Origin of the sequence: Streptomyces sp. NPDC050560, from assembly GCF_044457285.1 — a bacterium.
Classification (GTDB): Bacteria; Actinomycetota; Actinomycetes; order Streptomycetales; family Streptomycetaceae; genus Streptomyces.
The window spans coordinates 62,318-86,529 of record NZ_JBITGT010000008.1 but is presented as its reverse complement, the minus strand read 5'-3'; the positions used below and the strand labels follow the sequence as shown (position 1 = coordinate 86,529).

Genomic DNA, 24,212 nt, shown 5'->3' with positions numbered 1-24,212 from the left:
CACCATGCATACGGATATGCATCCCTCGCATACCGGTGACGTAGTGACGCGACCAACGAGGTACTTACGGGGGTAGAGCAGGTGAACTGGGCAACTCAAGCCGTGAGGGACGCGGCCAGCCGCCGCGACTTCGGCCGGGTGGTGAAGCTCGTCCGAGTGGACGCCCGGGTCAGCCAGAAGCAACTGGGCGACGCCTGCGGGATCAGCCAATCAGCCGTCTCCCGACTCGAAGGTCAGGGAGCAAGTGGCACCTACAACATGAATCTCCTGGCGAGAGCTGCCGCGCACCTGCACATCCCCTCGCACTTGGTCGGCCTCGCCGAACAAACGGCGGCGCCTGTCGCCCGCGCGGACGGATCAGAAGTGGAACGTCGAAGCTTTCTCCAGGGTGCCGCGGCGGTGGCCGCAGCGCCCGCCCTAGCCCATGGGGCGGTCGCTCACCCGCACCGCGACGACGGAGGCCAGGCGGCGACTCTCCGGCTGGCCACAACAGCCTTCCGGCACCTGGACGGCAGCACGCCTTCGCGGCATCTCCAAGAAGCTGTCCTGGCGCATCTGAAACTGACACAGACCACCGCGGGCGAAGCTTCAGCCCCAGCGGGCAAACGCAGATTGGCCGGCGTAGGAAGCGAGGCGGCGAGCCTGGCGGGATGGCTCGCCTGGGACATGAGCGATTATGGCTCGGCCCGGACCTGGTACGGCAGCGCCATCAAGGCGGCCCGCCAGTCTGGGAACCGGCTGTTGACGGCATACCAACTCGGCTCGCTGGCCCAGTTCGAGGCCCACGCCGGAAACTCCGCCCAGGGCCTGGTTCTGCTGCGGCGGGCGCGGACGGAACTGGAGGCTCATCGGCCCATGGCCATCGCGTCGGCATGGCTCCTGGCTGCCGAGGCCCTGGCGCACGCTGCCGCTGGCGATGAGCGAAGGTCGGACGCTGCGCTTACCGAGGCTGCGCGGACCGCTGAACTCGTGTCCGCACAAGATCCGGCACCCTGGCCCTGGATGTTCCATTTCAGTGGCGCCAAGGTCGCCGCCATGCGTCTCACCTGCGGCGCGTGGCTCGGGCTGCCTCGCTGGGTCGACACTGCCCAAGACGATGTCGGGGAGGTCCTGGCCAGCGGCCACGAGAAGCAGCGGGCACTGCTGCTTCTGGACTTGGCCTCCTCCCGTCTGGCAGCCGGGCGGGTGGATGGCGCATTCTCCCTGGCAACGCGGGCACTCGACGCCGGAATCCGGTACCGATCTGGGCGAATCGTCGAACGGGCACGAGCGGTGCGCCGCCAGTACCCTTCCGGCGCGCCCCGCGTCGTACGGGACTTCGACGATCGCCTGCACGACGTGTACCTGTGACCTGTACGGAAGGGAACCTCATGCGACTGGGCATCACTGGGCATCGTGGCCTGCCGGAGGTTTCGGCTGATCTCGTGCGCGCCGCGCTGCGCGAGGTTGTTGCGGAGAACGCCTCATCCGATCTCGTGGGCGTGTCATGTATCGCGGACGGCCCGGACACCTGGTTCGCTCAAGCAGTGCTGGCGCACGGTGGACAACTCGACGTCGTGGTCCCCGCCCAGGATTACCGTGAGGGGCTGCCCGCTGAGCACCACGCGGCGTATGACGAACTTCTCCGACAAGCCAGCGAAGTGCACCATACGGGCTTGCCCGAGTCGACGTCGGAGGCCCACATGGCGGGCAGCGAGGTCCTGGTCGGCCTGGCGGACGAACTCGTCGCGGTATGGGACGGTCAGCCTGCTCGCGGCTATGGCGGCACGGCGGACGTCGTAGCGTATGCCGAACGCACTGGTGTCCCCGTGCGGATCATCTGGCCGAAGGGTGCCAGCAGGGGTTGACATCGACCCCAGCGGAGTGGCCCCCGCCCTCCGAGAGCTAGCGGAGGCCATGATCGCACCACCGTGTCTACCGGACGGAGACGGCCGAAAAGACCGGCTCTCCTCAGGGCGTGTTCGAGTCGGCCCCGCTCGTTCGCGTTGGGGTGGACGGAGCTGCCGTCGCGGCCCAGAGCAGGTGGCGGCACCGGTACAGCAGAACCCGGCGGTACACCACACCCTGGCGGGCCACGCGCGGCGGCGGCGTCTGACCTGACGTCAGAAGATCTCCGCCCCCAACGCGTCCGTGAGGAAGCGCAGTTCGGCGCGGAGCAGGGTGTCGGCTGTGCCCTCGGTGGTGACCAGGTGGCCGGTGCGCGGGAGCGGGAGGACCGTGTGCGGGCGGCCCGCGGCGAGGAGTGCGGCGGAGAGGCGCAGGGTGTGGGCGAGATGGACGTTGTCGTCGGCCAGGCCGTGCACCAGCATCAGCGGGCGCCGCAGCCGGGGCGCGTCCGCAAGCAGCGAGGAGCGTTCGTAGCCGTCGCCGTCCGGGAGCCCCGGCACCCCGGGCAGCCGGTGCGGCTGGTGGCCGGGGTGGCCGAGGTAGCGCTCCTCCCAGTACGTGTCGTACAGCCGCCGGTCGGTGGGGGCCGCCCCGGCGACGGCGGCGTGGAACACGTCGGGGCGGCGCAGTACCGCGCCCGCCGCGAGGTAGCCGCCGTAGGACCAGCCGCGGATGCCGACCCGCCCGAGGTCGAGCGCGTCATACCGGGCCGCCGCCGCGCGCAGCGCGTCGACCTGGTCGTCGAGCACGGGGGTGAGCCGGTCGCCGAGGACGGCGCGCAGCCAGGCCACGCCGCGGCCCGGGGTGCCGCGGCCGTCGGTGGCGAGCACCGCGAAGCCGTGCTCGGCGAACCACTGCGCCACCGCCTCAGGCCAGCCGCCCGCCCGGTTCACCATCTGGAGCCCGGGCCCTCCGTACGGGCTGAGCAGCACCGGAAGCCGCCGCCCTGAACCCGGCTCATACCACGACGGCAGATGGAGCCGTGCGCGCAGCGCGCGCTCGCCGAGGGCGGTCATGACCGGGCGCGGGGTGACGAGGGGGGCGTCGGTGAGGATTCGGACGCGGCCCTCGGCGCCGCCGGGGCCGCGCACGGTGACCCGGCGTCCGCCGCCGGTGTGCGCCCTGCGGCTGTCGACGACGAGGGTGTCGCCCCCTGCGGCGGCGGTGTGCACCCCCGGCTCGGCGGTGAGGCGGGTGAAGCCGGTGCCCGGCCCGTGGCACCAGACGTGGGTCTCGGTGGGCTCCTCGCTCGCCGTGAAGTAGACGCGTTCGCCGACCGCGCCCAGCACCGCGCGCACGTCGAGCCCGGCCGGGCTGACGGCGCCGCCGACGGATATGCCCCGGGTGTCGCCGTGCGGGTGCGGCAGCACCGCGGTGCCCGCGGCGGTCATGAGCGGGGCGCCAGGGGGGAGGTGCACCCAGGCGTCGTCGGTGAGGCGGTGCAGCGGCTCGACGGCGCCGGTCTCCGGGTCGACGGCGAGCACCAGGGCGGTGCGCTGGTCACGGGTCTGGAGGGTGACCACCGGGCGCTCGCCGTCCCAGGCGGCGGCCACCAGGTAGTCGAAGCCGGGGGCGTGCCACACGCCCGGCTCGGGAGCGGGGCGCGCGGTGTCGGCGTCCGGCAGGTCCACGGGGACCCGGCGGCCCCCGGTGGTGATCAGGTGGAGGGTGGTGACGGCGTTGGGGGTGCCGGCCGCCGGGTAGGGCAGGGCGGTCGGCGGGCGCCCGGGGTCGGTGGGGTCGGCGATGTGGCGGCGCCGCACCCCCGTGGTGTCGGCCCGCGCGACCAGCAGCGCGTCGCCGCCCGGCGACCACCAGTAGGCGCGGGTCCTGCCGATGGACTCGTGCGCCACGTGGTCGGTGGTGCCGTAGGCGATCCCGGGCCCCGGCGCGACGGCGAGGGCGCGGCCGCCGCTGCCGTCGGCGCCGACCACGTACAGCGAGCCGCCGCTGGCGTAGGCGACGAGGGAGCCGTCCGGCGAGGGCCGCGGGTCGGTGGCCCGCCCCGCCGTGGGCAGCCGCGCGGGGGCGCCGCCGCCGTCGGCCGCGACGGTGTACAGCAGCCCGTCGGCCACGTACGCCGCCGTGCGCACCGCGCGGTCGGTCGCGTACGAGGACACGCCCGTGGCGCCGCGGCGGGCGGGCGGCGGGGTGAGGGGGTGCTCGGTGTCGGCGGCAGTGTCGTGGCGCCACAGCCGTACGAAGGGGTCGGTGCCGGACTCGGAGCGGGTGAACAGGACGCGGGCGCCGTCCGGGGACACCGTGAACCGCTCGGGCCCGCCGAGGGTGAAGCGGCGGGTCCTGGCGAACTGCCGCGGGAAGGCGGCACGCGCCTCGGCGCCGGGGGCGGCGGGCATGGTGGGGGTGGCGGGGGTGCAGGGGGCCTTCGCCGGTTCTTCCGTGGTCATCTCGGCTCACTCTCCTGGTTCGCTGGTGGTCCAACGAAAAAAGGCTCCGGGAGCAGGTCCCGAAGCCTTGGGGAGAATCGACGACCGACGGCGCGGTCACCTGATTTTCTACCACGGACGCGTAGCCGCCCGGCACATCGGCCCCCTCCCGTCCGTCCCCACTCCGTACGGCGCCGTGGGCCCGGCGGGCGGAGCACGAGGGAGGGCGCGGACCAGGACCTCGCGCGCGCCGTCGCGCCCTAGGTCGTGTCTTCAAAAGCCCGTCTGGTCGGGCCGGCCCGGCACGCACTCCCCCAGCCTTCGGCCGGGAGGTGCCCCCACGCCGCGTTGTCGTCGGTCGCCGACGCGCCGCGTCGACTCCCTCCTCCGCCTTGCGATGGGGGCACCTCCCACGCCCTTCGGGCAGTGGGGGAGCACCGGGCCACCCCGACCCCGCCCTCCAGGCGGACGACGCTCTTTTGAAGACACTCCCTAGCGCTCCCGCTGCCGCGCCCTGCGCGCCGGGCGCGGGCTCTCGACGGGGGTGCCGAGCGCGCCGTCCACCAGCCGGCCCATGAGGCCGAGGAAGGCGGCGCGGTCGGCCTCCGGGAGGTCGGCCAGGGCCTCGCGGTGCACCGTGTCCACGATCCGCAGGCTCTCTTTGGCGACCTCCGCGCCCTTCGCGGTGACGGCGACGACCCGCGCCCTGCGGTCCTTCGTGGCGGGGCGCCGCTCGGCGAGCCCGGCGCGCTCCAGCGCGTCCACGGTCACCACCATCGTCGTCTTGTCCATGTCGCCGATCTCGGCGAGCTGGATCTGGGTGCGCTCCTGGCCGAGCGCGTGCTCCAGCACGCAGTGCATGCGCGCGGTGAGCCCGATCTCCGCGAGCGCCGCCGCCATCCGGGTGCGCAGCACATGGCTCGCCCGGTCCAGCAGATACGAGAGATCGGGCTCACCCCGGCCGACGGGACTCATGGCGGTCATACGGCAAGCGTAGCAAAAGGTCGGGTAATGGATTATCCGGTACGGGACCAGTTCGCCGTACGCCGCGCGGGGTCCGTGGCTGCCTCGTGGCTACCTCGTGGCGCCCTCGCCGAGCCAGGCGCTCGCGGAGGAGGCGCCGACGGAGTCGATGGCGCCGTTGTCCTCCACCGGGCTCGGGACGTCGCCCGGGAACACGATGAAGGTCACCGGGCCCTCGGTGCCGCCGGTGGCCGGGTCCGGGTCGATGCCGAGGGCCTGCGCGGTGGCGTACGACGCCTCGCCGATGATGCTGTCGGGGCCCTCGTCGGCGAAGACCGCGTAGACGACCTTGTCGTTGTAGACCACGGCCGCGACGCTGCCGGGGGAGATGCCCGCGTCGCCGTAGTCGAAGCGCGAGCTGGGCAGCGGGATGACGTAGAAGTGCGTGACGTCCGCGGTGAACGGCTCGCCCGTGGACGTCTGGAACGAGGTCTGGTCCTGGTAGGCCGGGTCGGTCGAGCTGTTGCAGCGGTCGGTGGTGACCCCGTCGCAGTCGATGTCGAGGTCCGACGTCCAGGTGTAAGCGGAACCGTTCGCACAGATGGAGATGGTCTCCGCGCCGCCCTCGTCGGTGGCGTACTTGCCGTTCGAGGCGGGGTCGCAGCCGCTCTGCGCCTTGGCGAGCAGCTCGCTCGCCGAGGGGCCCGCGGTCGGTGCCGCCGGGGCCGCGGACGCGGTGGGGGTGGGTGACGCGAACGCGGTGCCCGCGACGGCGAGCACGGCAGCGCCCGCGGTCGCCAGGACAAGACGTATACGGCTCAAGGGAGTTCCTTCCTGTGGGGCGAAAGGGATTTCAGATAAACGGAATGACCGTGAACATGTCAATGGTCCGGACCAGGGCACAGGACACCTTCACACTCCACACCCCGGCGCCCAACACCCCGGCATCCAACACCCCGCACCCAACACCCCGGCGCCCCACGCGGGCACGCCGATACCCCACCCCCGGCACCCGGCAGCCCAGGCGAGACCGAGAGAGATAGTCCGCAACAGAACCATCTGCTACGGTCACTCTCATCCACCGGCAGCGGTCCCGGCACCCGTGCCCGGCCGCCGCCCCCGCCCCTCTGCCTCCGGGGAGTACGCCATGCCTCCAGATCCCGCCGCCGTCACGAGCGCGGCACCGACGAGCGAGCCCGGGCGGCCGGGGGGCCGGGACCGGAGGTGGCTCGCGCTCGCGGTCGTCGCCACCGGGATGCTCATGACGGTCCTGGACGGCAGCATCGTCACGGTCGCCATGCCGTCCATCGCGGCCGACCTGCACTTCTCCCCCACCGGGCTCGGCTGGGTGGTGAACGCGTACCTCATCCCCTTCGGGGGGCTGCTGCTGCTCGCCGGGCGGCTCGGGGACCTGCTGGGCAGGGGGCGGATGCTGCTGCTCGGCATGGCGGTGTTCACCGCGGCCTCGGTGCTCGCGGGGCTCGCGGGCGCGCCGTGGATGCTGGTCGCGGCCCGCGCCCTCCAGGGCGTCGGGAGCGCGATGGCCTCGGCCGTGGGGCTCGGCATCCTCGTCACGCTCTTCCCCGGGCCCGGCGAACGCGCCCGCGCCATCGGGGTGTTCGCCTTCACCGGCTCGGCGGGCGCCTCCCTCGGGCAGGTGCTCGGCGGGGTGCTCACGGACGCCCTCGACTGGCACTGGATCTTCTTCATCAACCTGCCCGTCGGCGTCGCCGCCCTCGCCGTCGGCGCCCGGGTGCTGCCGCGCGAGCGGGGCGCGGCGGGGGCCGGGGGCGCCGACGTGCTCGGGGCCGTGCTCGGCACCGGGGGCCTGGTGCTGCTGATCTACGCCATCGTCAAGTCAGACCAGTACGGCTGGGCCTGCGCGCACACCCTCGGCCTCGGCGCGGTGGCGCTGCTGCTGCTCGCGGGCTTCGTGCTGCGGCAGGCGCGGGCGGCGCGGCCGCTGATGCCGCTGCGGCTGCTGCGCCCGCCGCGGGTGTGGGGCTCGTACACGGTGCTGATGCTGATGGTGGCGGCGCTGTTCTCGTTCCAGATCGTGCTGGCGCTCCACTTGCAGAACGTGCTGGGCTACGGGGCGTTTCGCACCGGTGTCGCGATGCTGCCCGCCGCGCTGCTGATCGGCGCGGCCTCGCTCGGGCTCTCCGCGCGCGCAGGGGCGCGCTTCGGCGAGCACCGGGTGCTGGTCGCCGGGCTGCTGCTGCTCGTCGGGATGCTGGCGCTGCTGACCCGGCTCCCGGTGCACGCGCACTACGCCGTCGACGTGCTGCCCCCGCTGCTGCTCGCCTCCGGCTTCGGCTTCGCGATGCCGATGCTGACGTCGCTCGCGATGTCGGCGGCAGGGCCCGAGGACGCGGGCACCTCCTCCGGGCTCTTCAACACCGCCCAGCAGGTGGGCATGGCGACCGGTGTCGCCGTGCTCTCCACGCTCGCGGCAAGCCGCACCGCGCGGCTCTCCGCCGGGGGCGCCGGGCACCGGGAGGCGCTCGCCGGGGGCTACCACCTGGCGTTCGGGGTGGGCGCGTGCCTGGTGGCGGTGGCGCTTGCGGTGACGGCCGTGGTGCTGCGGCGCCCGGCGCGTGGGCAGGAGTCCGTCGCCTGACCTGCGGTCAGGGCAGCAGCGGGGCGGCGGGGTCGCAGACGCCGCCGAGTGCGGCCCTGAGGGTGCTGCGGTAGTCGTCGACGGCGCGCCGCACGTTGGGCGCGTCCAGCGCGGTCCTGGTCACCAGGCGTTCCAGGTCGACATAGGCCGAGCGGACGTACTCGATCCACTGGTAGACGGCCCAGTCGCGGTCCCAGTCCCGGGTGAAGCGCCCGGGCAGCAGCCGCAGCCAGGTCTCCACAAGCCGCTCCCTGGCCGCGGGCCCCGTCGGGGTGAGGTGGAGGTGGCGCACGAGTTCGTAGAGCGGGTCGCCGACCATCGCCATCTCCCAGTCGATGACGGTGAGGCGGCCCGCCTCCCGGCCGGTGTGCCGGATCAGGTTCCAGGGGTTGAGGTCGCCGTGCAGCAGGGCCATGTCCCTGCGGGTGACGGTGTGGGACCGCAGCCGCGCGGCGAGCCCCGGCCCGTCGGGCAGCCCGTGCTCCGCCGCCGCCTCCCGTACAGGCTGCTGCAACTGCTCCACCAGGCTGACCAGTTCCGCGCAGAGCCAGCGGTAGAAGTCGACGCCGTCCGCGGCCGGGTCGAGGGTGCGGTGGTCGATCTCGGTGAGGGCGCGCAGTTGCCAGGCGAGGTCGGCGGCCTCCGCCTCGGTGAGCCCGTCCACCGGGTGCCGGGAGCCGTCCGTGCCCTCGTACGAGTGGATGGCGAAGGTGGCGCCGCCCGGGTCGCCGCCGAGCGCGAGCACCCGGGGCGCGCGCACCGCGACACCCGACGCCTCGATGGCGGCGAGCACCGCGTGCTCGCTCAGCAGCCCCCGTTCGAGCCGGGCCGCGGTGCCCACGCTGCGCCGCACGAGGACGGGAGCGGCGACGCCGGGGACGCGCACCGCGGTGTTCACGTGCGAGGTGCCGCGGAAGACGGCCGCGGGGGGCGCGGCGGCCTCGGCGGCGAGCGCGGCGGGCACGGCCGCGCGGGGGAACAGGGGGTGCTCGGGAACCCGTTCGTCGGGCAGCCACCCTGCCGCGGCCGGTGCCGCCGCGGTGTCGGGCGCGGGTGGTCCACCCATGGGTCACTCCTGGAAGCTCATGCGACCTGTGCTGAGACGATGCATACCTTAGCGAGGTCGCCGCGGCCTCCTGAGCCACTCCCTTCACATCCGCCCCAGCAGCGCGCCGCATGCCTCCCCCTGGGCGTCCCCGGCCCCTCGCGTCACCGGGCGGGGGCGCGCCGGGACCGATGGTTATTCACCCGGGGGACGGAGCGCGGGGGCGCCCAGGGGGCGGGTGCGGCGCGCGCCGGGCGCCCGTTCACCACGCGCTCACGGCGCCGCCCCGCGCGCCCTCCTCACCGGTCGCGTACGGCGTGCAGCAGGGGTTCGAGCGAGGCGACCAGGTGCTCGGCGCCCGCCTCGCGCAGCAGCTTGGCCTTGCGCTCGCTGCGCGCGTAGCCGAGGAAGGGGACCCGGGCGGTGCGGGCGGCGGCGAGGTCGGCGGGCGAGTCCCCGATCATCAGGGCGTCGCCGGGCGCGGTCCCGGTGGCGTTGAGCGCCCGGGTCAGGCAGTGCGGATGCGGCTTGAGGCGCTGGAGGTCGTCGGTGCGCCCGTACACGTGCGGTTCGAAGCACCCCAGCAGGCCGCGCGCGGTGAGGTAGGAGCGCACCACGAGCGGGGAGTTGTTGGTGGCGACGGTGAGCCGCGCGCCGCGCGCCGCCCATGTCCTGATGAGCGGGTCGGCGAAGGCGGTCGGCCAGGCGGAGGCGGCGGCGCGCATCTCCTCCTCGGTGAGCCGCTGCTCCAGCTCGGTGACCAGGTCGCTGTGGCGGTGTCTGGCGTCGACGGCGCGCAGCACCCGGTGCGGATCGAGGGACTGCCGCTCGTCGGGGGTGACGAGGCCGTGCAGGCCCCGGCTCTCCACCCACTCCACCAGCTCCCCGGCGACCCGTTCCGCCCGGTGTCCCGCGAAGAGCCGGCAGATGGGCCCGTCGAAGTCGAAGAGCACGGCGCGGGCGCGTGTGACGAGGGCGCGCAGGGTGGCGGCGTCCGCGGCGCCGGGGACCGCGGGCTCGGCGGCCGGGGGGCCGTCGGGTCCCGTGGGACTGGTGGGACCGGTGCGTCCCATGGGGCCTGGGGCGTGCGGGCGCTGCTGCCCGGCCGTGTCCGTATCGGCCGTGTGCGTCCCGGCCGTGTCCGTCCCGGCTCCGTGGTCGTCCGCCGTCGATCGTGCGCTGGATTCGGTCTTTTTCGACACCTTTTCCGTCTGCTTCGCATCAGAGGTCACTAAGAGAGTGTCAGGTCCGTGGTGATGGTTGCCCAGAGCGCGTCGAACCACTTCTGCGACTCCTCCACGAACGCCGCGTCCCGCTCACCGCCCCCGCGCTGGAAGGAGAAGAGCAGGGACTCGCCGCCGAGGGCGTCCCACATGTCGAGGGTGCCGGAGCCGTACTCCTCCGCGCGCCGGGTGACCAGGTAGTACGCGAACAGCGCCTCGTCCCCGCCCAGCAGGTAGAGCTTCATGGGCGGGGTGAAGGGCAGGGCGCGGAAGGTGACCTTCACGTCGATGCCGTGGGAGCCGCGCAGCGAGCGCAGATTGTGCCGCAGCACCTGCCCCTGGGCGTTGCGCTGGGTGAGCCAGCGCTGGTGCACCCGGCCCTGCTCCTCGGGGGCCTCGGCGGGGGCGGGGAAGGCGAGCGAGATGTCCCGGCTCGGCAGCAGGACGCGTACCTCCACGGACTCGGGGCGCAGCAGCCCCTCGTGGATGCGGCGCACCGGCTCGCCGACCGCGAGCATCAGGGTCTCGGCGGTGAGGCAGACGGCGTCGACGCGGACGTGCGGGGCGCGGAACGCCTCGGAGAGCCGGTGTGCCAGGCCGACCATGGTGGGCTGCGGCTCGTCGCGCCCGCCGCCCGCCGACGGCCCGGCGACATGCGGCGAGCGGCCCTTGCCCTCGCCCACCAGCAGCCCGTCGGCACGCAGTTGGCGTACGGCCTCGCGTACCACCCCGCGCTCCACACCGAACTCGGCGGCGAGCACGGCCTGGGTCGGCAGCGGCTCGCCCGGCTTGAGGACGCCCGCGCGTATGCGTTCGCGCAGGCGGTCCGCGATCGACTGCGGGGTGAATCGGGAGGAGTCGGTCACCGCGAGATTCTCCTGGGTCACGACCAGACGTTACAACTTCCATCTTTCTTATGGCAGTTGCCGAAAGGTTGTTTATAACTGTCAACCAAGCGGGGACAACTATAGTGAAGTTGGCAACCAAGTTAAAGAAGATGGCGGAATGCCTGGGTCCAGTTGGCACTCCGCCCCGGGCGCAGCGGCGCCAGTTCTGAGCGCGGCACGCGCGCTCGCACGCTCCCCCGGGGGGTACTGGGGGAGTCCGGAGGAAGGGGGGACCACCATGTCCGCTCTGGCCCTGCTCGCCGGCGCCTTCGTCGTCGGGTTCGAGCAGTTGACGCAGTGGAAGTACGGACCGGTCGGAATCGCGGGGCTGCTGCTGCTCGCCCTCGGGTTCCACCGGAGCAGCCCGGCGTACAGCTCGGCGGGGGCCCTGGTCCTGACGCTGCTGGTCGTCGGAGGCGCGGCGGCCTGAGGCCGCCGGCACACCAGGCCCGCCGGTTCAGGTCCGAGGGGGACGGCGGGCCTTCCCGCCGCCCGCCCCCCCGCACGCCGGGGGCGGGCGGCACCCGGCCGCGCGACGGCTCAGCCGCCGGGGCCGCCGAGTACGAGATCGGTGCTGATGGTGTTCCAGAGGGCGTCGAACCAGAGCTGGGACTGCTCGACGAAGGCCGAGTCCCGCAGGGCGCCCGGCTCGAAGGGAAAGAGGGGGGACTGCTCGCCGACGGCGTCCCAGGTCTCCAGGGGGCCCTGCCCCGTCTGGCGGTCCAGGCGCCCGAGCGTGTAGTAGGCGAACAGCGCCTCGGCGCCGTTGAGCAGGTAGAGCTTGACCGGCGGGGTGAAGGGCAGCGCCCGGAAGGCGACGTCGACCCGGATGCCGTGGGAGGCGCGCAGCGAGCGGAGGTTGTGCCGCAGTACCTGGCCCTGGGCGTTGCGCTGCGCGAGCCAGTCGCTGTGCAGTTCGTCGTCCGCGCCGGTGTCGCCCGTCGCGACCGAGGTGGGGAAGGCGAGGTCGATGTGGCGGCTTGGCAAGAGCACCCGCACCCGTACGCTCTCGGGTCTCAGGCGCCCCGCGTGGATCAGCCGCAGCGCCTCGCCGACGGCGAGGGTCAGGGTGGCGGCCGTCCTGCACAGGGCGTCGATCGCCACGTGCGGTGCCCCGAACGCCGCCGCGACCCTGGGCCCGAGCGCCACCGCCGTGGGCAGCGGGGCGCCTTCGGCGGGCGGCGGCCCCGTGCGTTCGGCGACCACCGCGCGGCTGCCCCTGGCCGCGTCGAGGAGCAGCCCCTCGGCGCGCAGCAGCGCCAGCACCCGGCGCACGGTGCCGCGTTCCACGCCGAACTCGGCGGCCAGCGCCGCCTGCGAGGGCAGCCTGCCGCCCGGTCCCGGACGCCCCGCCCTGATCCTGCGGCGCAGTTCGTCCGCCATGGCGCGGTGCGACTCCCGCGGCCCGCTCCGGCCCTCGCCCGTGGCATCTTCCAGGGTCATCTCCGCACAGTACAACTTCCCACCAACTCTGAAGAGGTCAGAAGAAGTCAGCAGACTTTATTGGCTGGGTGGTTACTGGACACGCCAACTAGGCAATAAGAAGAGTGAGGTTGGCTGCCAACTTGGGGGAGATGGCAGGTCTGGCCTGGGTCTCTCCTCCGCAGGACAGCCGGACGGGAGGGACCGACATGCCGCTCTTCGCCATCGTCACCGCAGTGGGGGCCATCGGGTTCGAGCAGATCGTGCAGTGGAGGTACGGGCCGATGGGGATCGTGGCGTTCCTGCTGCTGTCCTTCGGCATCAAGGCACGCAGCGCCGCGACGGCGCTCTTCGGCGGGGTGATCCTGCTCCTGCTGCTGGCGTGAGCCGCGCGGGCTCAGAACATGTCGGGGCACCAGGGGGCGCGGGGCACCCGGAAGAGGGCGTCGGCCGTGGCCAGGGCCCCGGGGGCCGCCTCGGCGACGAGGCCGAGCGCGGCGAGCCGCGGCGCCGAGTCGTCCCCCATCCACAGCGTCGCCAGGGCGCCGACGTCCAGGGTGAGCGCGGCGGGCCGCGAAGTCGGCTCGCAGGTCGCGCCCTGCGGCGAGGCGTCCAGCAGATACCGCCCGCCCGGCCCGTCGGGCGCGGTGACGCCGAGCACCAGGGAGCCCGCCGCGGGGTAGCTGCGGGCGGCGAGCGCGCCCGGGATGTCGAGAAGGCGCACCCAGAGCCAGTCCGACCTGGTCACCACCCTCGCGGCGCGGGGGTCGGGCAGCAGGTGCGGGACGAGGTCGTCGACCGCGCGGTACCCGGTGCGCACCCGGGTCACCCAGTCCACCGCGCACACGTAGTGCCACAGCGCCCGCTCGGCGCGCGGGGTCACCGCGAACAGGTCCGACACCTCCGCCGTCACCAGCGGCTGTTTCGCGTCGCCCCAGCGGCCGTCCGCGCGGTACGTCACCAGCCCCTCGGGCTCGCCGTCCGGGCCGGTGTAGAGGGCGTGGAACGGCTCGGTCCACGCGTCCTTGCCCCCGCGCTCCTGCTCGCGCTCGCGGCCGAGCCCCGTGAACCTGCGCCACCAGCGCTCCGAGCGGTCCACCGCGCCGTGCTGCCCGGCCCGGAAGCGGTCGAAGAGGGCGGGGCCCGCCTCGCGCACCTCCGCCGGGTCCACCAGCGCGACGCGGCCCTCGCGCGGGCCCGGCCACCGGGGGTCGAGCCCGGCCCTCGGCACGTCGATCTCCCACTCCGCGAGGCTCGCCGCGGGCCCGAAACCGTACCGGCCGTAGATCGGGTGCTCGGCGGCGATCAGGGTGGCGACCTGGTCCCCGCGCTCGCGCGCCGCCTCGAACTCCGCCGCCATCATCCTGCCGAGCAGGCCGCGGCGGCGGTGCGTGGGGGTGACCGTCACATTGCTGACGGCGCTCGCCCGCACCGGGGCGCCGCCCGGCGCCGTGAGGGTCTGCGGGAAGGAGCGGAAGGTGCCGACACAGCGGTCGCCGTCGTACGCGCCCTGGGTGCGGGCGAAGTCGACGAAGCCCGCGTAGTCCTCGACGAGGTCGTCGGCGGGCGTGGGCGGCTTCAGGAACCCGGTGTTCACCGCCCGCAGCCACCCGGTCAGCTCGTCACGGCCGATACGGCGCACGTCGATGTCGGCACACATACCTGCACGCTAAGCCGCTTCCGCCTCTCCTGTCGCACGAGTTTCCGGCGGGGGCGCCGGGGGTGGGGGGCGGTTCGGTTGTCAGGTCAGAACGTTGCCCTGATCTCCCCCACCTCCGCGCCGCCGCCCAGTACCGGGGCCGCCGTCTTCCAGTCCACCCCGGTCATCGCCAGCGCCCGGGAGAGGATCACGCCCAAGGCGCGCTTCGCGCCGTCGTCGGCCTTGAAGGCCAGCGCCCGGCCGTCCGGCAGCGCCACCGCCTGGACCCCCTCGGCGCCGGTCTTGGACAGCGCCCCCGGTACGGCGCCCATCAGCTCGGTGTCGAGGCGCCCGGTGCCGCCGACGTACTCGGGGTGCGCGCGCATCGCGGCGGCCACCCTGCCCTCCGGGGTGGTGTCCGCGGCGCGCACGAAGTGCCGGAAGGCGCGGGCGAGCCCGACCAGGCCGATCGCCATCAGCGGCGCCCCGCAGCCGTCGACGCCCACCGCCGCCACCGGCTCCCCCGCCGCCTCCTCGACCACGTCGCGCACCAGCCGCTGGAGCGGGTGCTCCGGGTCGCGGTAGGTGGCGGTGGGCCATCCGGCGGCCAGGCACGCGGCCAGCATCCCGGTGTGCTTGCCGGAGCAGTTCATGGCAAGGCGCTCGGGAACCCCGCCCGCCGCCAGGTACGCGGCGCGCTCCCCCTCGTCGAGCGGCAGGTCGGGCGGGCACTGGAGGTCGTCGGGGGTCAGCCCGTGCTCGGCCAGCATGGTGCGTACGAGAGCGCGGTGGAAGGGCTCCCCCGAGTGGCTCGCGGAGGCGAGCGCGAGCCGTTCGCCCGACAGGTCGAGACCGGCCCGCAGCATGGCGGCGGCCTGCATCGGCTTGTTGGCGGAGCGCGGGAAGACCGGGGCCGCCGGGTCCCCGAGCGCGAACTCCACCCCGCCGTCGGCGTCGAGCAGCACGAGCGAGCCGCGGTGCCTGCTCTCCACGAAGCCGGAGCGGACCACCTCGGCGAGCACGGGCGGCGCCGTGCCGTCCGCGGTGGTGGCGGCGGGGGCGGGGGTGTCGGCAGACATGGGTGGCCTTCCGTTACGGGATCGCCCGCCCGGGCGCCCGGGGTCCCCGGCCTCCTGCCTCAGGCGAGCAGATCGTCGACTTGCGCTTCGCCCTCACGGTACCGGCGGGCGATCTCCGCGCTGCACCCGTCCGCGGCGGACTGGAGCTGGTGGCGGCGGCGTGAGACCTGGTGCTCGCAGCGCACGAGGTGGCTCATCGCGGCGCGCAGCTCGTCGTCGCCGAGGGAGTCGAGGGCGGAGAGCGACACCTGGGCGAGCACCCCGGCGGCCAGCCGCCCGTACTCCTCGCTCTGCGGGGTGCCGAGGGTGACGTGCCGGGCCGAGGAGCGCTGCCGGGCCGGCTGGTCGGTGAGGATCTCGGGCAGCCGCTCGACGAGCGGGGCGTCCCGCCCGGTGCGGCGGGCGAGTTCGGCGCGGAGGATGTCGATACGGCCCTGGACGAGGCGGCGCACATAGCTGAGGTCGGCCTCGTCGCGCTGAGCCCTGCGGCGCAGCGCGCGCAGCGCGACGAGCCCGAGGGCGGCGAAGTCGACCGGCTCCCCCTCGTCCGCGAGCAGCTCGGGCACGGCGAGAGCCTGGTCGGGGTCGGACCCGGGGGGCCCGGGGACGGTTGTCTCGGAGGCGGTGGACCCGGCTGCGGTTGCCTCGGGCGGGACAGGCCCGATCGAAGCGGTCCCGAAGGCGGTTGTCCCGGACGGCGCGGGCTCGGAGGGGGCGGGCTCTGCGGGGGCGGGCTCTGCGGGGGCGGGCTCGGACGAGGCCGGGTCGGACGAGGCCGGGTCGGACGCGACGGGCCCGGACGGCGCGGGCTCTGCGGGGGCTGCCCGGGTCGGCGCGGGCTCGGGCGGGGCGGGGCTCTCCGAGCGCTGCGCGGGCGGCCGGATTCCGGCGCCCTGCCGGGGTCCTTCGGAGCGCGCCCCGGAGGGCACGGTGTGCGGCTGACCGGCCCCGGTACTCGCTGTGCACATGCGGCGTTACGCCCCTTCGCCTCGTTCTCGCCTGGTTTTCGCGTGGTCGTCGCGTGTTCGCCCCGCCCGGCCCCCCGGCCGCTCGCCGCCCTCCCGTGCCCGCGCGGACACGGTGCGTCGCGTCGATGTTCAGCCATGGTGCCATCCCCGCTGCGCACTATGTGACCGAGTGCCCGTGAACGGCCCCGGATGGGGGGATCTGACCGCCTCAGGGGACCCGGACGGCCGTGCGGACGCCCGCGGCGCGGGCGCCGTGGCCGGTGCGAGCCGGGGCCGGTGGGGGGCTCGCGGGGGCCGCCGGGCATGATGGGGGCCATGCGTGCGGTGGTGCAGCGGGTGGACGGCGCGAGCGTCGAGGTGGACGGCGCGGTCGTGGGCGAGATCGCGGGCGAGGGCCTGTGCGTACTGGTGGGGGTGGCCCGCGACGACACCTCCGAGCAGGCCGCGCGGCTCGCGGCGAAACTGTGGACGCTGCGCGTCCTCGACGGCGAGCGCTCCTGCTCGGACGCGGCGGCACCGCTGCTGGTGATCAGCCAGTTCACGCTGTACGGGGACGCCCGCAAGGGCCGCAGGCCCACCTGGAACGCGGCGGCCCCAGGCGAGCACGCCGAGCCGCTGGTCGCCGAGGTGGTGGCGGAGCTGCGGAAGCTGGGCGCCACCGTCGCGACGGGCTCGTTCGGCGCGAAGATGCGGGTGTCCCTGACCAACGACGGCCCGTTCACCGTCCTGCTCGAACTCTGAGACCGCCGCCCGCGGACGCCCGGGCACCGGGGCCGCGGGGCGGGGGCGCGGGGTGCGCGCCCCCGTGGGCTCAGGGCTGGACCACCGCTTCCTGCGCCGCCGCCGTCTCGTCGGCGACGAGCCGGGCGTCCAGCGGGACGTTCCGCTTCACCAGCGCGAGCGCGATCGGCCCCAGCTCGTGGTGGCGTACGGACGTGGTGACGAAGCCGAGCTTCCTGCCCTCGGGCCCCTCGTCGGCGAGCCGTACCGCGGCGCCGTGCGGGGGGAGGTGCACCTCGCTGCCGTCGAGGTGGAGGAAGACCAGGCGGCGCGGCGGCTTGCCCAGGTTGTGGACGCGGGCGACCGTCTCCTGGCCCCGGTAGCAGCCCTTGTCGAGGTGGACGGCGGTCTCCAGCCAGCCCAGCTCGTGCGGGATGGTGCGGTGGTCCGTCTCGAAGCCGAGCCTGGGGCGGTGCGCCTCGACGCGCAGCGCCTCGTAGGCGAGCAGTCCCGCGGGCGGCCCGTACTGCCCGGCGAAGTCGTCGAGCCCGGCCCTGGGCAGGAAGAGGTCGCGTCCGTACGGCGTCTCGCGTACCGCGGTGTCCGCGGGGGTCTCGGCGATGGAGCCGGCGGGCAGGTGCACGACGGCGGTGTCGGCGGTGCGGTCGGTGACCTCGACCCGGTAGAAGAACTTCATCGACTCCAGGTACTTCAGCAGGTCGTCCCGGGTGCCGGGCTCGACGTGCAGCCAGACCGTGGCGCCGTCGTCGACGAGGTAGAGGGCGTGCTCGATGTGGCCGTGCGGGGAGAGGATCAGGGCCTCGGTGGCCTCGCCCGGCGGCAGCTCGCTGACGTGCTGGGTCAGCAGCAGATGGAGCCAGGCCAGCCGGTCGTCGCCGCTGACGGTGACCACGCCGCGGTGGGACAGGTCCACGAAGCCGCGGCCGTCGGCCAGGGCGCGCTGCTCACGGAAGAGGTCGCCGTAATGGGCCGCCACACCGTCGTCCACGCCCTCGGCGGGGACGGCACCTGGCAGGGACAGCAGGGGAGACTTCATATCCACATCCAGTTCGGCATCCGGGTACGTCCGGGGCCTGTCCCCGGCGGGTCGCGCTCGCCCTCTCTATGACCACGGCCGCACGGCCATTATTTCAGGCCCCGCCCGCCACCGGGCCCGGCCTGCCCCACCGCCTCGCCGTACGGCGTCAGTGCCCCGCGCACTTCGCGCAGCGGCCGAAGATCGCGAAGTGCTTCATGTCGGTGTCGAAGCCGAAGGTGTCCCGCAGCTTGGCGGTGAACTCGGCGACGACGGAGGTGTCCGCCTCGATCACGTCACCGCAGTCCCGGCAGACGAGGTGGATGTGGTGGTGCCGGTCGGCGAGGTGGTACGTGGGGGCGCCGTGGCCCAGGTGCGCGTGGCTGACCAGGCCCAGCTCCTCCAGCAGCTCCAGGGTGCGGTAGACCGTGGAGACGTTGACACTCGACGCCGTCTTGCGGACCTCGCCGAGGATGGCGTCGGGCGTCGCGTGGTCCAGGGTGTCGACCGCTTCCAGCACGAGCTGGCGCTGCGGCGTCAGCCGGTAGCCGCGCCTGCGGAGGTCGTTCTTCCAGTCGGTGGTCACCACGGGACCAGTGTAGGCAGCCGGAAGCGGACGGGAGCCCGGCCGCCGCTCGAAGCCGGAGCCGGGCCGCTACTTGAAGAAGGTGATGCCGTCGTCCGGCAGGTCGCCCAGATCCCTGGCCCAGCTCTCGACCTCCTCGGCGGACGGCGCGGCCGCCACCTTCTTGAGCTGCGCCGACATGTACGGCCGCAGCGGCACCTCGGGGGTCTGCTTCTCGCCGACCCACATCAGGTCGCCGTTCACATAGCCGTAGAGCCGCTTGCCGCCGCTGTACGGGCCCGCGGCAGCGGTACGCGCGACGGCGTCGGTGGCCAGGTCGATCTGGGGCTTCTTCTCGGCCAGTTCCCCGTACCAGACCTCGACCACGCCGTCGTCGCGGACCATCACGGTCTCGACCTTGCGCCCCTGGTCCACGCGCCAGTACCCGGACTCGGACTCCAGCGGGCGGACCTTGTGGCCCTCGGCGTCGAGGACCCAGGTGTGCGAGTGGTATTCGAGGAAGTCGCGGCCGTCGTGGGTGAAGCTGACTTCCTGGCCGAAGTTGCACTTCTCGGCGCCGGGGAAGTCGAAGACACCTGCCCCGGCCCAGTCGCCCAGCAGGAAGGCGAGCGGTACGAGGTCCTTGTGCAGGTCGGACGGGATTTCGATCATGGGTGCGGCAGCCGGTTTCTGTCGGGCGGTGGTGGGTCGGTGGCCGGTCGGCTCAGCGCTGGCCCTGGTAGAGCTTCGTCACGGCGTAGTACGCGAACGCCAGGGTCGCGACGCAGATCAGCGCGAGCAGCGCTTCGTAGAAAGCCTCAAGCACGTGGTGCTCCTCGGGGCGTGGGGGGTCCCCGCGGGCGCGGCGCACGCGGAGTGCGCCGTAGTCCTCGGGGCGGGTGGGCCGCGGTCCAGCTTAGGCCGTGGCCCCCGGATCTTCGCGTCATGGGAGGCGGGGCCGCGGCGGCACGCCGCGCGGGGTTGTCTACGCTGCTGGCCATGGCGGAGAAGCTGGTGATCAAGGTGACGGCCGGGGCGGACGCGCCCGAGCGGTGCTCGCAGGCGTTCACGGTGGCCGCGGTGGCGGTGGCGAGCGGGGTCGCGGTGTCGCTGTGGCTGACCGGGGAGTCGGCGTGGTTCGCGCTGCCGGGACGCGCGGCGGAGTTCGAGCTGCCGCACGCGGCGCCGCTGCCCGACCTGCTGGAGAGCGTGCTCGGCGCCGGCTCCGTGACCCTCTGCACCCAGTGCGCGGCGCGCCGGGACATCACCGAGGCGGACGTGGTCGAGGGCGTACGGATCGCGGGGGCGCAGGTGTTCGTGCAGGAGGCCATGGCGGACGGGACGCAGGCGCTCGTGTACTGACGTCCGGCGGTGGGCCCCGGTCGTCAGGGGCGCCACCAGCGGCCGCCGCGGTTCCTGCCGTCGTCGCCGCGCCGCGCGTCACGGCCGTCCCCGGTGTCGGTGGGGCCGGTGCCGGTTCCTGTCCCGGTGCCGGTCCCGGTGGTGTCCGTGCCGGCGCCGCCGGTACGGCCCGTACCGCCACTGGCGTCGTCGGCGGCGCGGCCGCCGTCGGCCCCGGTGTCCCGGCCGTCGCCCAGCCGGTCCAACTCCTCCCACCACGCCTGCGACATCGGGTCCCGCGGGTCACCGCGGTCCGGGCGCGGCGGGGTGTCGGAGGGCGGCGGCGGCTCGTCCCACCAGCGGTCCTCGGGCCCTCTGCGGTTGGCCACGATGGCGGCGGTCGGAGGGATGACCATGGCCACGACGCACATCGCGATGGCGGCCGGGACGGACCAGATGCGCACGACCGTCCAGGCGAGGACGAAGAGCGTCACGCACATGCCCATCATGGCGAAGTAGAGGTGCCGACGGCGGGCATACATAAGTCCAATGTAGGCCCACGGAGGCCAATGTGTGACCCGGCGCACACCTCCTTCTCGCGGCCCCGGCAGCGCGGAGGGGGCCGGGAGCGGCAGTGCGCTCCCGGCCCCCTCGGGGTCCCACGGTCCCGCCAGGACCGCCCGCGGCTCAGACCGCGATGGCCACCTCGGCCAGGCCGCCCGTCTGCGCGACGACGGTGCGGTCCGCGGTCGCACCGGGCACCAGCGCCCGTAGCGTCCATGTGCCCTCGGCCGCGTAGAAGCGGAACTGGCCGGTCGCCGAGGTCGGGACCTCCGCGGTGAACTCGCCGGTCGAGTCCAGCAGCCGCACGTACCCGGTGACGGGCTCGCCGTCGCGGGTCACCTGGCCCTGGATGGTGGTCTCACCAGGCTTGATGGTCGAGGCGTCGGGGCCACCGGCCTTGGCTCCACACATACGTCAGTCCTTACTGTCGCTTGGTTCTGGGTGGGACACGTGAGGGGCGCTCGCTCGCGCCCCCGCGTGTGCGGCTCCGGGCCGCGCCCGGAGGTGACCCGGGCGGGGCCGTGCGGAGGGGACCCGGGCGCCTGGACTACTTGGCGGCGCCCAGTTCGATCGGAACGCCGACGAGGGAGCCGTACTCGGTCCAGGAGCCGTCGTAGTTCTTGACGTTCTCGACGCCCAGCAGCTCGTGCAGCACGAACCAGGTCAGCGCGGAGCGCTCGCCGATCCTGCAATAGGCGATGGTGTCCTTGGCGAGGTCGACCTGCTCGTCGGCGTACAGCTCCTTCAGCTCGTCGTCCGACTTGAAGGTGCCGTCGTCGTTGGCGTTCTTCGACCAGGGGATGTTGCGGGCGCTGGGCACGTGGCCCGGGCGCTGCGACTGCTCCTGGGGCAGGTGGGCGGGGGCGAGGAGCTTGCCGCTGAACTCGTCGGGCGAGCGGACGTCGACGAGATTCTGGTTGCCGATCGCGTTCACGACGTCGTCGCGGAAGGCGCGGATCGCGGCGTTCTGCGGCTTGGCCCGGTACTGGGTCGCGGCGCGCTGCGGCACCTCCTCGACCAGCTCGCGGGCGTCCAGCTCCCACTTCTTGCGGCCGCCGTCGAGGAGCTTGACGGAGTCGTGGCCGTAGAGCTTGAAGTACCAGTAGGCGTACGAGGCGAACCAGTTGTTGTTGCCGCCGTAGAGGATCACGGTGTCGTCGCCCGCGATACCGCGCTCGGAGAGCAGCTTCTCGAAACCAGCCTGGTCGACGAAGTCGCGGCGGACCGGGTCCTGGAGGTCCTGCTTCCAGTCGATCTTGATGGCGTTCCTGATGTGGTTCTTGTCGTACGCCGCGGTGTCCTCGTCGACCTCGACGATGACGACCTTGGGGGTGTCGAGGTTGGCCTCGACCCAGTCGGCGTCTACCAGGACGTCGCTGCGGCTCATGCTTTCTCCTCCGGGGCGGGTGCGGCTTGGCGGGGTGCGCGGCGGCGCGGGGCGTGGCACCGGGGGCCGTGGTGGGTCCTGGGGCTGCTGCTCCGCGGTGTCATGCGGCGCCGTGGCGCGAGGGGATGGGGTGCGCGGTGCGTGGAGCGGGCGCGGCGCCCCGTGGGGCGGCGGCCCGACGGGACGCGGTCCCGCTCAGAGAGTGCGACAGAGCATGGCGGCGACACGGCACAGGTCCACCGCACGTCGCTTGGTGAGGTCGGCCTGCCCCCGTGCACGGAGTCCGCTCATGGAGCACTGCATGACAGCGATCGTAAGGAGCCAGCGGCTGACATGTCACCGGTTGTTCGAATCCCGAGACGGGTGAGTCCGCCATTTGGACGCACGGTCGTGGCCATGGCGACGCGGCGGCCCGCGGGCCGTGCCGGGCGGGGTGCGGGGGCCCGCTTTCTCCTACGGTGCGGACGGCAACGTCTCGCCCTTCGGGACGAAGGGCGGGGGCGGCCCGAGGGGCGGGCGCGGGGAGGGCGGGCCCGGGGGTCCTACCCCGCCAGGTCCACGTGCGAACCCTTGATGATGATCTCGACGCCGTCCGGCACCGGGGTCAGCCGGTCGATGCTGATTCCCGCGGGCAGGTCGCCGATGCGCTGCTTGTAGTCCGTGATCTTCCGCATCTGCTCTTCGCCGAGCCCCTCGGGCAGCTTCGGCAGGCCCTCGGCGTGCGCGGTGACCACGTCGCCCTTGACTTCCAGGGTGCTCATGACGGAGATCGGTTCCGGCAGCTTGCTGCCGAGGACGGTGACCTCCACGTCCACCTTGACCTTGCCGTCGCCGCCGTCGGAGAGCTTGACCGCTTTCGCGGTGATCCCGGGCGCCACGTCCTCGGAGTCGACCTCCGCGGCCTTGAGCATGTCCGGGTAGGAGATACGGGCGCTGCCGTCGGCGGAGGCGGCGGTGGCGGAGCTGAAGTCGCTGGAGAAGTCGACGTCGCGCATGTCGGCCTTGAGGTCCCTGACGTGGATCGTCTCCGCCTTGCCGCCGGGGCCGCCGACCGCCGATGTGGTGGCGGCGTAGTCGTCGATGCCCACCGTGACGTGGTCGAGCGAGCCGCCCGCGACCTGGGTGAGGAAGGGGAAGCCCTTGATCGAGACGTCCGGCTTCTCGCCCAGGTCCTCGTGGTCGCGCAGTTCGTCGGCTGCCTTGCCCTCGGCGTAGTTCACGGCGATACGGTCGCCCGCCACGAAGATCGCGGCGAGCACGACCACGACGATCAGAAGTATTCGCAGTGCGCGCATGAGTGTGCTGTTCTCTCCCCGTCAGGCGGCTGCCCACCGCACCTCCCCGGGCCGGCCCCGGCCCCCGGAGCCTAACCCGGGCCACCGCCCTGGCCCACCGAAGCCGACCGGTGTCCGGGGGCGGGCGGCCCCGCGGCGCGCTCACGCGTCCGGGGTGAGGACGATCCGGCCGTCGAGGGCGCGGTCCTCCATGCGCTCGTGGGCCGTGGCGGCCTCGGAGAACGGGAGGACGTCCAGCACGCCGTCGGCCTGCCCGGCGGCGACCACCGCGAGGGCCGCGTCGAGCGCGGGGCGTATGTACCGCGGGTGGCGGGGCAGATAGGCGCCGGAGTTGAAGCCCGACACCGTGAGGCTGCCGCGCCACAGCTCGTTGCTGTCGAGCCTGTGGTCCCAGTCGCCGCTGGCGTTGCCCACCGCGAGCAGCCGGCCGCCGGGCGCCATGACGTCGAGGCTGCGGGTGCGCACGGCGCCGCCCACCGGGTCGACGACCACGTCGAAGGTCTCGCCCGCCAGCGCCTCGGCAAGCTCCGCGGAGTCGACCACGCGGTCGTACGGCAGCCGGGTCGCGCGGGCGGCGGCGAGCCGGCCCGCGCGCACCGAGCCGACCACCCGGGAGGCGCCGAGCCGCCGCGCCATGCCGGGGAAGGCGGCGGCGAAGCCGCCGAGCGCGCCGTGCACGAGGACGCTCTCCCCCTCGGCGAGGTGGGCGGCGCGGGTGAGGGCCACCTGCGCCATGGCGGCGTTCGGCACGGCGGCGACCGCGAGCGCGGGGGCGATGCCGCTGCCCCGCGTGGACGCGACGCGGGTGACGGGGGCGATGTACACCGACGCGTATCCGCCGACCCCGGCGGCCGACATCGAGACGACCTCCTCGCCGACGGCGAGGCCGCTGACGCCCTCGCCCAGCGCGCGCACCGTGCCCGCGACCTCAAGCCCCGGCACGAACGGGGGCCGCGGCATCCCCGGCAGGTCCCGGTAGCGGCCCTGCCGGAAGAAGACGTCGACGAGTCCGACGGCGGCATGTGTGACGTCGATCGCGATCTCGCCGGGGCCGGGCTCCGGGTCCGGCAGCTCGACGACGCCGAGGACGGACGGCCCGCCGAAGCGGGTGGCCTGGACAGCCTGCATGGGGCGTTCCTCTCCAGGGGGCGCGGGGCACGGCCCGCCGCGCCAGATTTAACGCA

25 protein-coding genes and 1 pseudogene are annotated in these 24,212 nt (G+C 73.8%); 7 read left to right on the top strand and 19 right to left on the bottom strand.

Annotated elements, in window-relative coordinates; genetic code table 11:
- The first annotated feature begins 81 nt into the window (after positions 1-81).
- Together ACIBIW_RS19670 and ACIBIW_RS19665 are read left to right on the top strand one after the other, a co-directional pair.
- Positions 82-1,350 carry a helix-turn-helix domain-containing protein gene (locus ACIBIW_RS19670; protein WP_399337787.1) on the top strand — a complete coding sequence of 423 codons (1,269 nt, stop codon included), beginning with the start codon at positions 82-84 and terminating at the stop codon, positions 1,348-1,350.
- Positions 1,351-1,370: 20 nt separating this feature from the next.
- Complete coding sequence (locus tag ACIBIW_RS19665; protein ID WP_399337785.1) at positions 1,371-1,847, top strand: hypothetical protein; 477 nt, start codon at positions 1,371-1,373, stop codon at positions 1,845-1,847.
- A 255-nt stretch (positions 1,848-2,102) separates the two neighbouring features.
- On the opposite strand, the gene ACIBIW_RS19660 is transcribed toward ACIBIW_RS19665, so the two are convergent.
- The 3 genes from ACIBIW_RS19660 to ACIBIW_RS19650 all read right to left on the bottom strand — a co-directional run bounded on the left by ACIBIW_RS19660 (position 2,103) and on the right by ACIBIW_RS19650 (position 6,059).
- Entirely contained in the window at positions 2,103-4,295 is a 2,193-nt protein-coding gene (locus tag ACIBIW_RS19660) for a prolyl oligopeptidase family serine peptidase (protein ID WP_399337784.1), read from the bottom strand.
- A gap of 471 nt (positions 4,296-4,766) precedes the next feature.
- On the bottom strand, positions 4,767-5,258 hold the full coding sequence (locus tag ACIBIW_RS19655; protein ID WP_399337782.1) for a MarR family winged helix-turn-helix transcriptional regulator: 492 nt from the start codon (positions 5,256-5,258) through the stop codon (positions 4,767-4,769).
- A gap of 90 nt (positions 5,259-5,348) precedes the next feature.
- Positions 5,349-6,059, bottom strand: a complete 711-nt coding sequence (locus tag ACIBIW_RS19650) for a glycoside hydrolase family 75 protein (RefSeq protein WP_399337780.1) — start codon at positions 6,057-6,059, stop codon at positions 5,349-5,351.
- A 325-nt stretch (positions 6,060-6,384) separates the two neighbouring features.
- Here ACIBIW_RS19650 and ACIBIW_RS19645 point away from each other — a divergent pair, with 325 nt between their 5' ends.
- Positions 6,385-7,857, top strand: coding sequence for an MFS transporter (locus ACIBIW_RS19645; protein WP_399337778.1), 1,473 nt, complete (start codon positions 6,385-6,387; stop codon positions 7,855-7,857).
- A 7-nt stretch (positions 7,858-7,864) separates the two neighbouring features.
- Here ACIBIW_RS19645 and ACIBIW_RS19640 read toward each other — a convergent pair whose 3' ends face one another.
- The 3 genes from ACIBIW_RS19640 to ACIBIW_RS19630 form a co-directional block, all read right to left on the bottom strand.
- Positions 7,865-8,923 carry an aminoglycoside phosphotransferase family protein gene (locus ACIBIW_RS19640; RefSeq protein ID WP_399337776.1) on the bottom strand — a complete coding sequence of 353 codons (1,059 nt, stop codon included), beginning with the start codon at positions 8,921-8,923 and terminating at the stop codon, positions 7,865-7,867.
- Between the two features lie 278 nt (positions 8,924-9,201).
- Positions 9,202-9,975, bottom strand: coding sequence for an HAD family hydrolase (locus tag ACIBIW_RS19635; RefSeq protein ID WP_399337774.1), 774 nt, complete (start codon positions 9,973-9,975; stop codon positions 9,202-9,204).
- A gap of 158 nt (positions 9,976-10,133) precedes the next feature.
- Positions 10,134-11,018, bottom strand: coding sequence for a GntR family transcriptional regulator (locus tag ACIBIW_RS19630; protein WP_399338369.1), 885 nt, complete (start codon positions 11,016-11,018; stop codon positions 10,134-10,136).
- Positions 11,019-11,250: 232 nt separating this feature from the next.
- Between ACIBIW_RS19630 and ACIBIW_RS19625 the strand changes: the two genes are divergently transcribed.
- Positions 11,251-11,442 carry a hypothetical protein gene (locus tag ACIBIW_RS19625; protein ID WP_399337772.1) on the top strand — a complete coding sequence of 64 codons (192 nt, stop codon included), beginning with the start codon at positions 11,251-11,253 and terminating at the stop codon, positions 11,440-11,442.
- A 110-nt stretch (positions 11,443-11,552) separates the two neighbouring features.
- Here the strand turns inward: ACIBIW_RS19625 and ACIBIW_RS19620 are convergent, their stop codons facing one another.
- Positions 11,553-12,455, bottom strand: coding sequence for a GntR family transcriptional regulator (locus ACIBIW_RS19620; protein WP_399337770.1), 903 nt, complete (start codon positions 12,453-12,455; stop codon positions 11,553-11,555).
- Between the two features lie 110 nt (positions 12,456-12,565).
- Here ACIBIW_RS19620 and ACIBIW_RS19615 point away from each other — a divergent pair, with 110 nt between their 5' ends.
- The gene (locus tag ACIBIW_RS19615) at positions 12,566-12,820 is read left to right on the top strand and encodes a hypothetical protein (protein ID WP_399338419.1); all 255 of its coding nucleotides are present in this window, start codon (positions 12,566-12,568) and stop codon (positions 12,818-12,820) included.
- An 11-nt stretch (positions 12,821-12,831) separates the two neighbouring features.
- On the opposite strand, the gene ACIBIW_RS19610 is transcribed toward ACIBIW_RS19615, so the two are convergent.
- The 3 genes from ACIBIW_RS19610 to ACIBIW_RS19600 form a co-directional block, all read right to left on the bottom strand.
- A complete protein-coding gene (locus tag ACIBIW_RS19610; RefSeq protein ID WP_399337768.1) occupies positions 12,832-14,094 on the bottom strand; it encodes a GNAT family N-acetyltransferase in 1,263 nt (420 codons plus the stop codon).
- Between the two features lie 86 nt (positions 14,095-14,180).
- On the bottom strand, positions 14,181-15,152 hold the full coding sequence (locus tag ACIBIW_RS19605; protein WP_399337766.1) for an asparaginase: 972 nt from the start codon (positions 15,150-15,152) through the stop codon (positions 14,181-14,183).
- 59 nt (positions 15,153-15,211) lie between these two features.
- On the bottom strand, positions 15,212-15,718 hold the full coding sequence (locus ACIBIW_RS19600) for an aerial mycelium formation protein (RefSeq protein ID WP_399337764.1): 507 nt from the start codon (positions 15,716-15,718) through the stop codon (positions 15,212-15,214).
- 717 nt (positions 15,719-16,435) lie between these two features.
- On the opposite strand from ACIBIW_RS19600, the gene dtd reads away from it, so the two are divergent.
- Positions 16,436-16,861 carry a D-aminoacyl-tRNA deacylase gene (dtd, locus tag ACIBIW_RS19595; RefSeq protein WP_399337762.1) on the top strand — a complete coding sequence of 142 codons (426 nt, stop codon included), beginning with the start codon at positions 16,436-16,438 and terminating at the stop codon, positions 16,859-16,861.
- Between the two features lie 70 nt (positions 16,862-16,931).
- Here the strand turns inward: dtd and ACIBIW_RS19590 are convergent, their stop codons facing one another.
- From ACIBIW_RS19590 to ACIBIW_RS19580, 3 genes are all read right to left on the bottom strand, one after another.
- Entirely contained in the window at positions 16,932-17,897 is a 966-nt protein-coding gene (locus ACIBIW_RS19590) for a YgfZ/GcvT domain-containing protein (RefSeq protein WP_399337760.1), read from the bottom strand.
- A 148-nt stretch (positions 17,898-18,045) separates the two neighbouring features.
- Positions 18,046-18,465 carry a Fur family transcriptional regulator gene (locus tag ACIBIW_RS19585; RefSeq protein ID WP_399337758.1) on the bottom strand — a complete coding sequence of 140 codons (420 nt, stop codon included), beginning with the start codon at positions 18,463-18,465 and terminating at the stop codon, positions 18,046-18,048.
- A 66-nt stretch (positions 18,466-18,531) separates the two neighbouring features.
- The gene (locus ACIBIW_RS19580) at positions 18,532-19,113 is read right to left on the bottom strand and encodes an FABP family protein (RefSeq protein WP_399337756.1); all 582 of its coding nucleotides are present in this window, start codon (positions 19,111-19,113) and stop codon (positions 18,532-18,534) included.
- Positions 19,114-19,440: 327 nt separating this feature from the next.
- Here ACIBIW_RS19580 and ACIBIW_RS19575 point away from each other — a divergent pair, with 327 nt between their 5' ends.
- Positions 19,441-19,803: a DsrE family protein gene (locus tag ACIBIW_RS19575; RefSeq protein WP_399337754.1), complete on the top strand. Its 363-nt coding sequence runs from the start codon at positions 19,441-19,443 to the stop codon at positions 19,801-19,803.
- Positions 19,804-20,042: 239 nt separating this feature from the next.
- Here ACIBIW_RS19575 and ACIBIW_RS19570 read toward each other — a convergent pair.
- The 6 genes and pseudogenes from ACIBIW_RS19570 to ACIBIW_RS19545 form a co-directional block, all read right to left on the bottom strand.
- Positions 20,043-20,324, bottom strand: a pseudogene (locus tag ACIBIW_RS19570) (DUF3099 domain-containing protein); the annotation flags it as partial.
- A 145-nt stretch (positions 20,325-20,469) separates the two neighbouring features.
- Positions 20,470-20,757, bottom strand: a complete 288-nt coding sequence (locus tag ACIBIW_RS19565; protein ID WP_358936921.1) for a DUF1416 domain-containing protein — start codon at positions 20,755-20,757, stop codon at positions 20,470-20,472.
- Positions 20,758-20,893: 136 nt separating this feature from the next.
- Positions 20,894-21,733, bottom strand: a complete 840-nt coding sequence (locus ACIBIW_RS19560) for a sulfurtransferase (RefSeq protein WP_399337752.1) — start codon at positions 21,731-21,733, stop codon at positions 20,894-20,896.
- 195 nt (positions 21,734-21,928) lie between these two features.
- Entirely contained in the window at positions 21,929-22,024 is a 96-nt protein-coding gene (locus ACIBIW_RS19555) for a putative leader peptide (protein WP_399337750.1), read from the bottom strand.
- Between the two features lie 251 nt (positions 22,025-22,275).
- On the bottom strand, positions 22,276-23,028 hold the full coding sequence (locus tag ACIBIW_RS19550; RefSeq protein ID WP_399337748.1) for a DUF2993 domain-containing protein: 753 nt from the start codon (positions 23,026-23,028) through the stop codon (positions 22,276-22,278).
- Positions 23,029-23,169: 141 nt separating this feature from the next.
- Positions 23,170-24,156: a zinc-binding alcohol dehydrogenase family protein gene (locus ACIBIW_RS19545; protein ID WP_399337746.1), complete on the bottom strand. Its 987-nt coding sequence runs from the start codon at positions 24,154-24,156 to the stop codon at positions 23,170-23,172.
- Positions 24,157-24,212 lie beyond the last annotated feature (56 nt).

Excerpts from the sequence above, each read along its gene's own strand:
- ACIBIW_RS19660 (WP_399337784.1), bottom strand. The coding sequence starts at position 4,295 with ATGACCACGGAAGAACCGGCGAAGGCCCCCTGCACCCCCGCCACCCCC.
- ACIBIW_RS19560 (WP_399337752.1), bottom strand. The coding sequence starts at position 21,733 with ATGAGCCGCAGCGACGTCCTGGTAGACGCCGACTGGGTCGAGGCCAAC.
- ACIBIW_RS19580 (WP_399337756.1), bottom strand. The coding sequence starts at position 19,113 with ATGATCGAAATCCCGTCCGACCTGCACAAGGACCTCGTACCGCTCGCC.
- ACIBIW_RS19545 (WP_399337746.1), bottom strand. The coding sequence starts at position 24,156 with ATGCAGGCTGTCCAGGCCACCCGCTTCGGCGGGCCGTCCGTCCTCGGC.
- ACIBIW_RS19605 (WP_399337766.1), bottom strand. The coding sequence starts at position 15,152 with ATGTCTGCCGACACCCCCGCCCCCGCCGCCACCACCGCGGACGGCACG.
- ACIBIW_RS19550 (WP_399337748.1), bottom strand. The coding sequence starts at position 23,028 with ATGCGCGCACTGCGAATACTTCTGATCGTCGTGGTCGTGCTCGCCGCG.
- ACIBIW_RS19555 (WP_399337750.1), bottom strand. The coding sequence starts at position 22,024 with ATGAGCGGACTCCGTGCACGGGGGCAGGCCGACCTCACCAAGCGACGT.
- ACIBIW_RS19635 (WP_399337774.1), bottom strand. The coding sequence starts at position 9,975 with ATGGGACGCACCGGTCCCACCAGTCCCACGGGACCCGACGGCCCCCCG.
- ACIBIW_RS19645 (WP_399337778.1), top strand. The coding sequence starts at position 6,385 with ATGCCTCCAGATCCCGCCGCCGTCACGAGCGCGGCACCGACGAGCGAG.
- ACIBIW_RS19610 (WP_399337768.1), bottom strand. The coding sequence starts at position 14,094 with ATGTGTGCCGACATCGACGTGCGCCGTATCGGCCGTGACGAGCTGACC.
- ACIBIW_RS19565 (WP_358936921.1), bottom strand. The coding sequence starts at position 20,757 with ATGTGTGGAGCCAAGGCCGGTGGCCCCGACGCCTCGACCATCAAGCCT.
- ACIBIW_RS19625 (WP_399337772.1), top strand. The coding sequence starts at position 11,251 with ATGTCCGCTCTGGCCCTGCTCGCCGGCGCCTTCGTCGTCGGGTTCGAG.
- ACIBIW_RS19640 (WP_399337776.1), bottom strand. The coding sequence starts at position 8,923 with ATGGGTGGACCACCCGCGCCCGACACCGCGGCGGCACCGGCCGCGGCA.
- ACIBIW_RS19575 (WP_399337754.1), top strand. The coding sequence starts at position 19,441 with ATGGCGGAGAAGCTGGTGATCAAGGTGACGGCCGGGGCGGACGCGCCC.
- ACIBIW_RS19590 (WP_399337760.1), bottom strand. The coding sequence starts at position 17,897 with ATGAAGTCTCCCCTGCTGTCCCTGCCAGGTGCCGTCCCCGCCGAGGGC.
- dtd (WP_399337762.1), top strand. The coding sequence starts at position 16,436 with ATGCGTGCGGTGGTGCAGCGGGTGGACGGCGCGAGCGTCGAGGTGGAC.
- ACIBIW_RS19655 (WP_399337782.1), bottom strand. The coding sequence starts at position 5,258 with ATGACCGCCATGAGTCCCGTCGGCCGGGGTGAGCCCGATCTCTCGTAT.
- ACIBIW_RS19665 (WP_399337785.1), top strand. The coding sequence starts at position 1,371 with ATGCGACTGGGCATCACTGGGCATCGTGGCCTGCCGGAGGTTTCGGCT.
- ACIBIW_RS19620 (WP_399337770.1), bottom strand. The coding sequence starts at position 12,455 with ATGACCCTGGAAGATGCCACGGGCGAGGGCCGGAGCGGGCCGCGGGAG.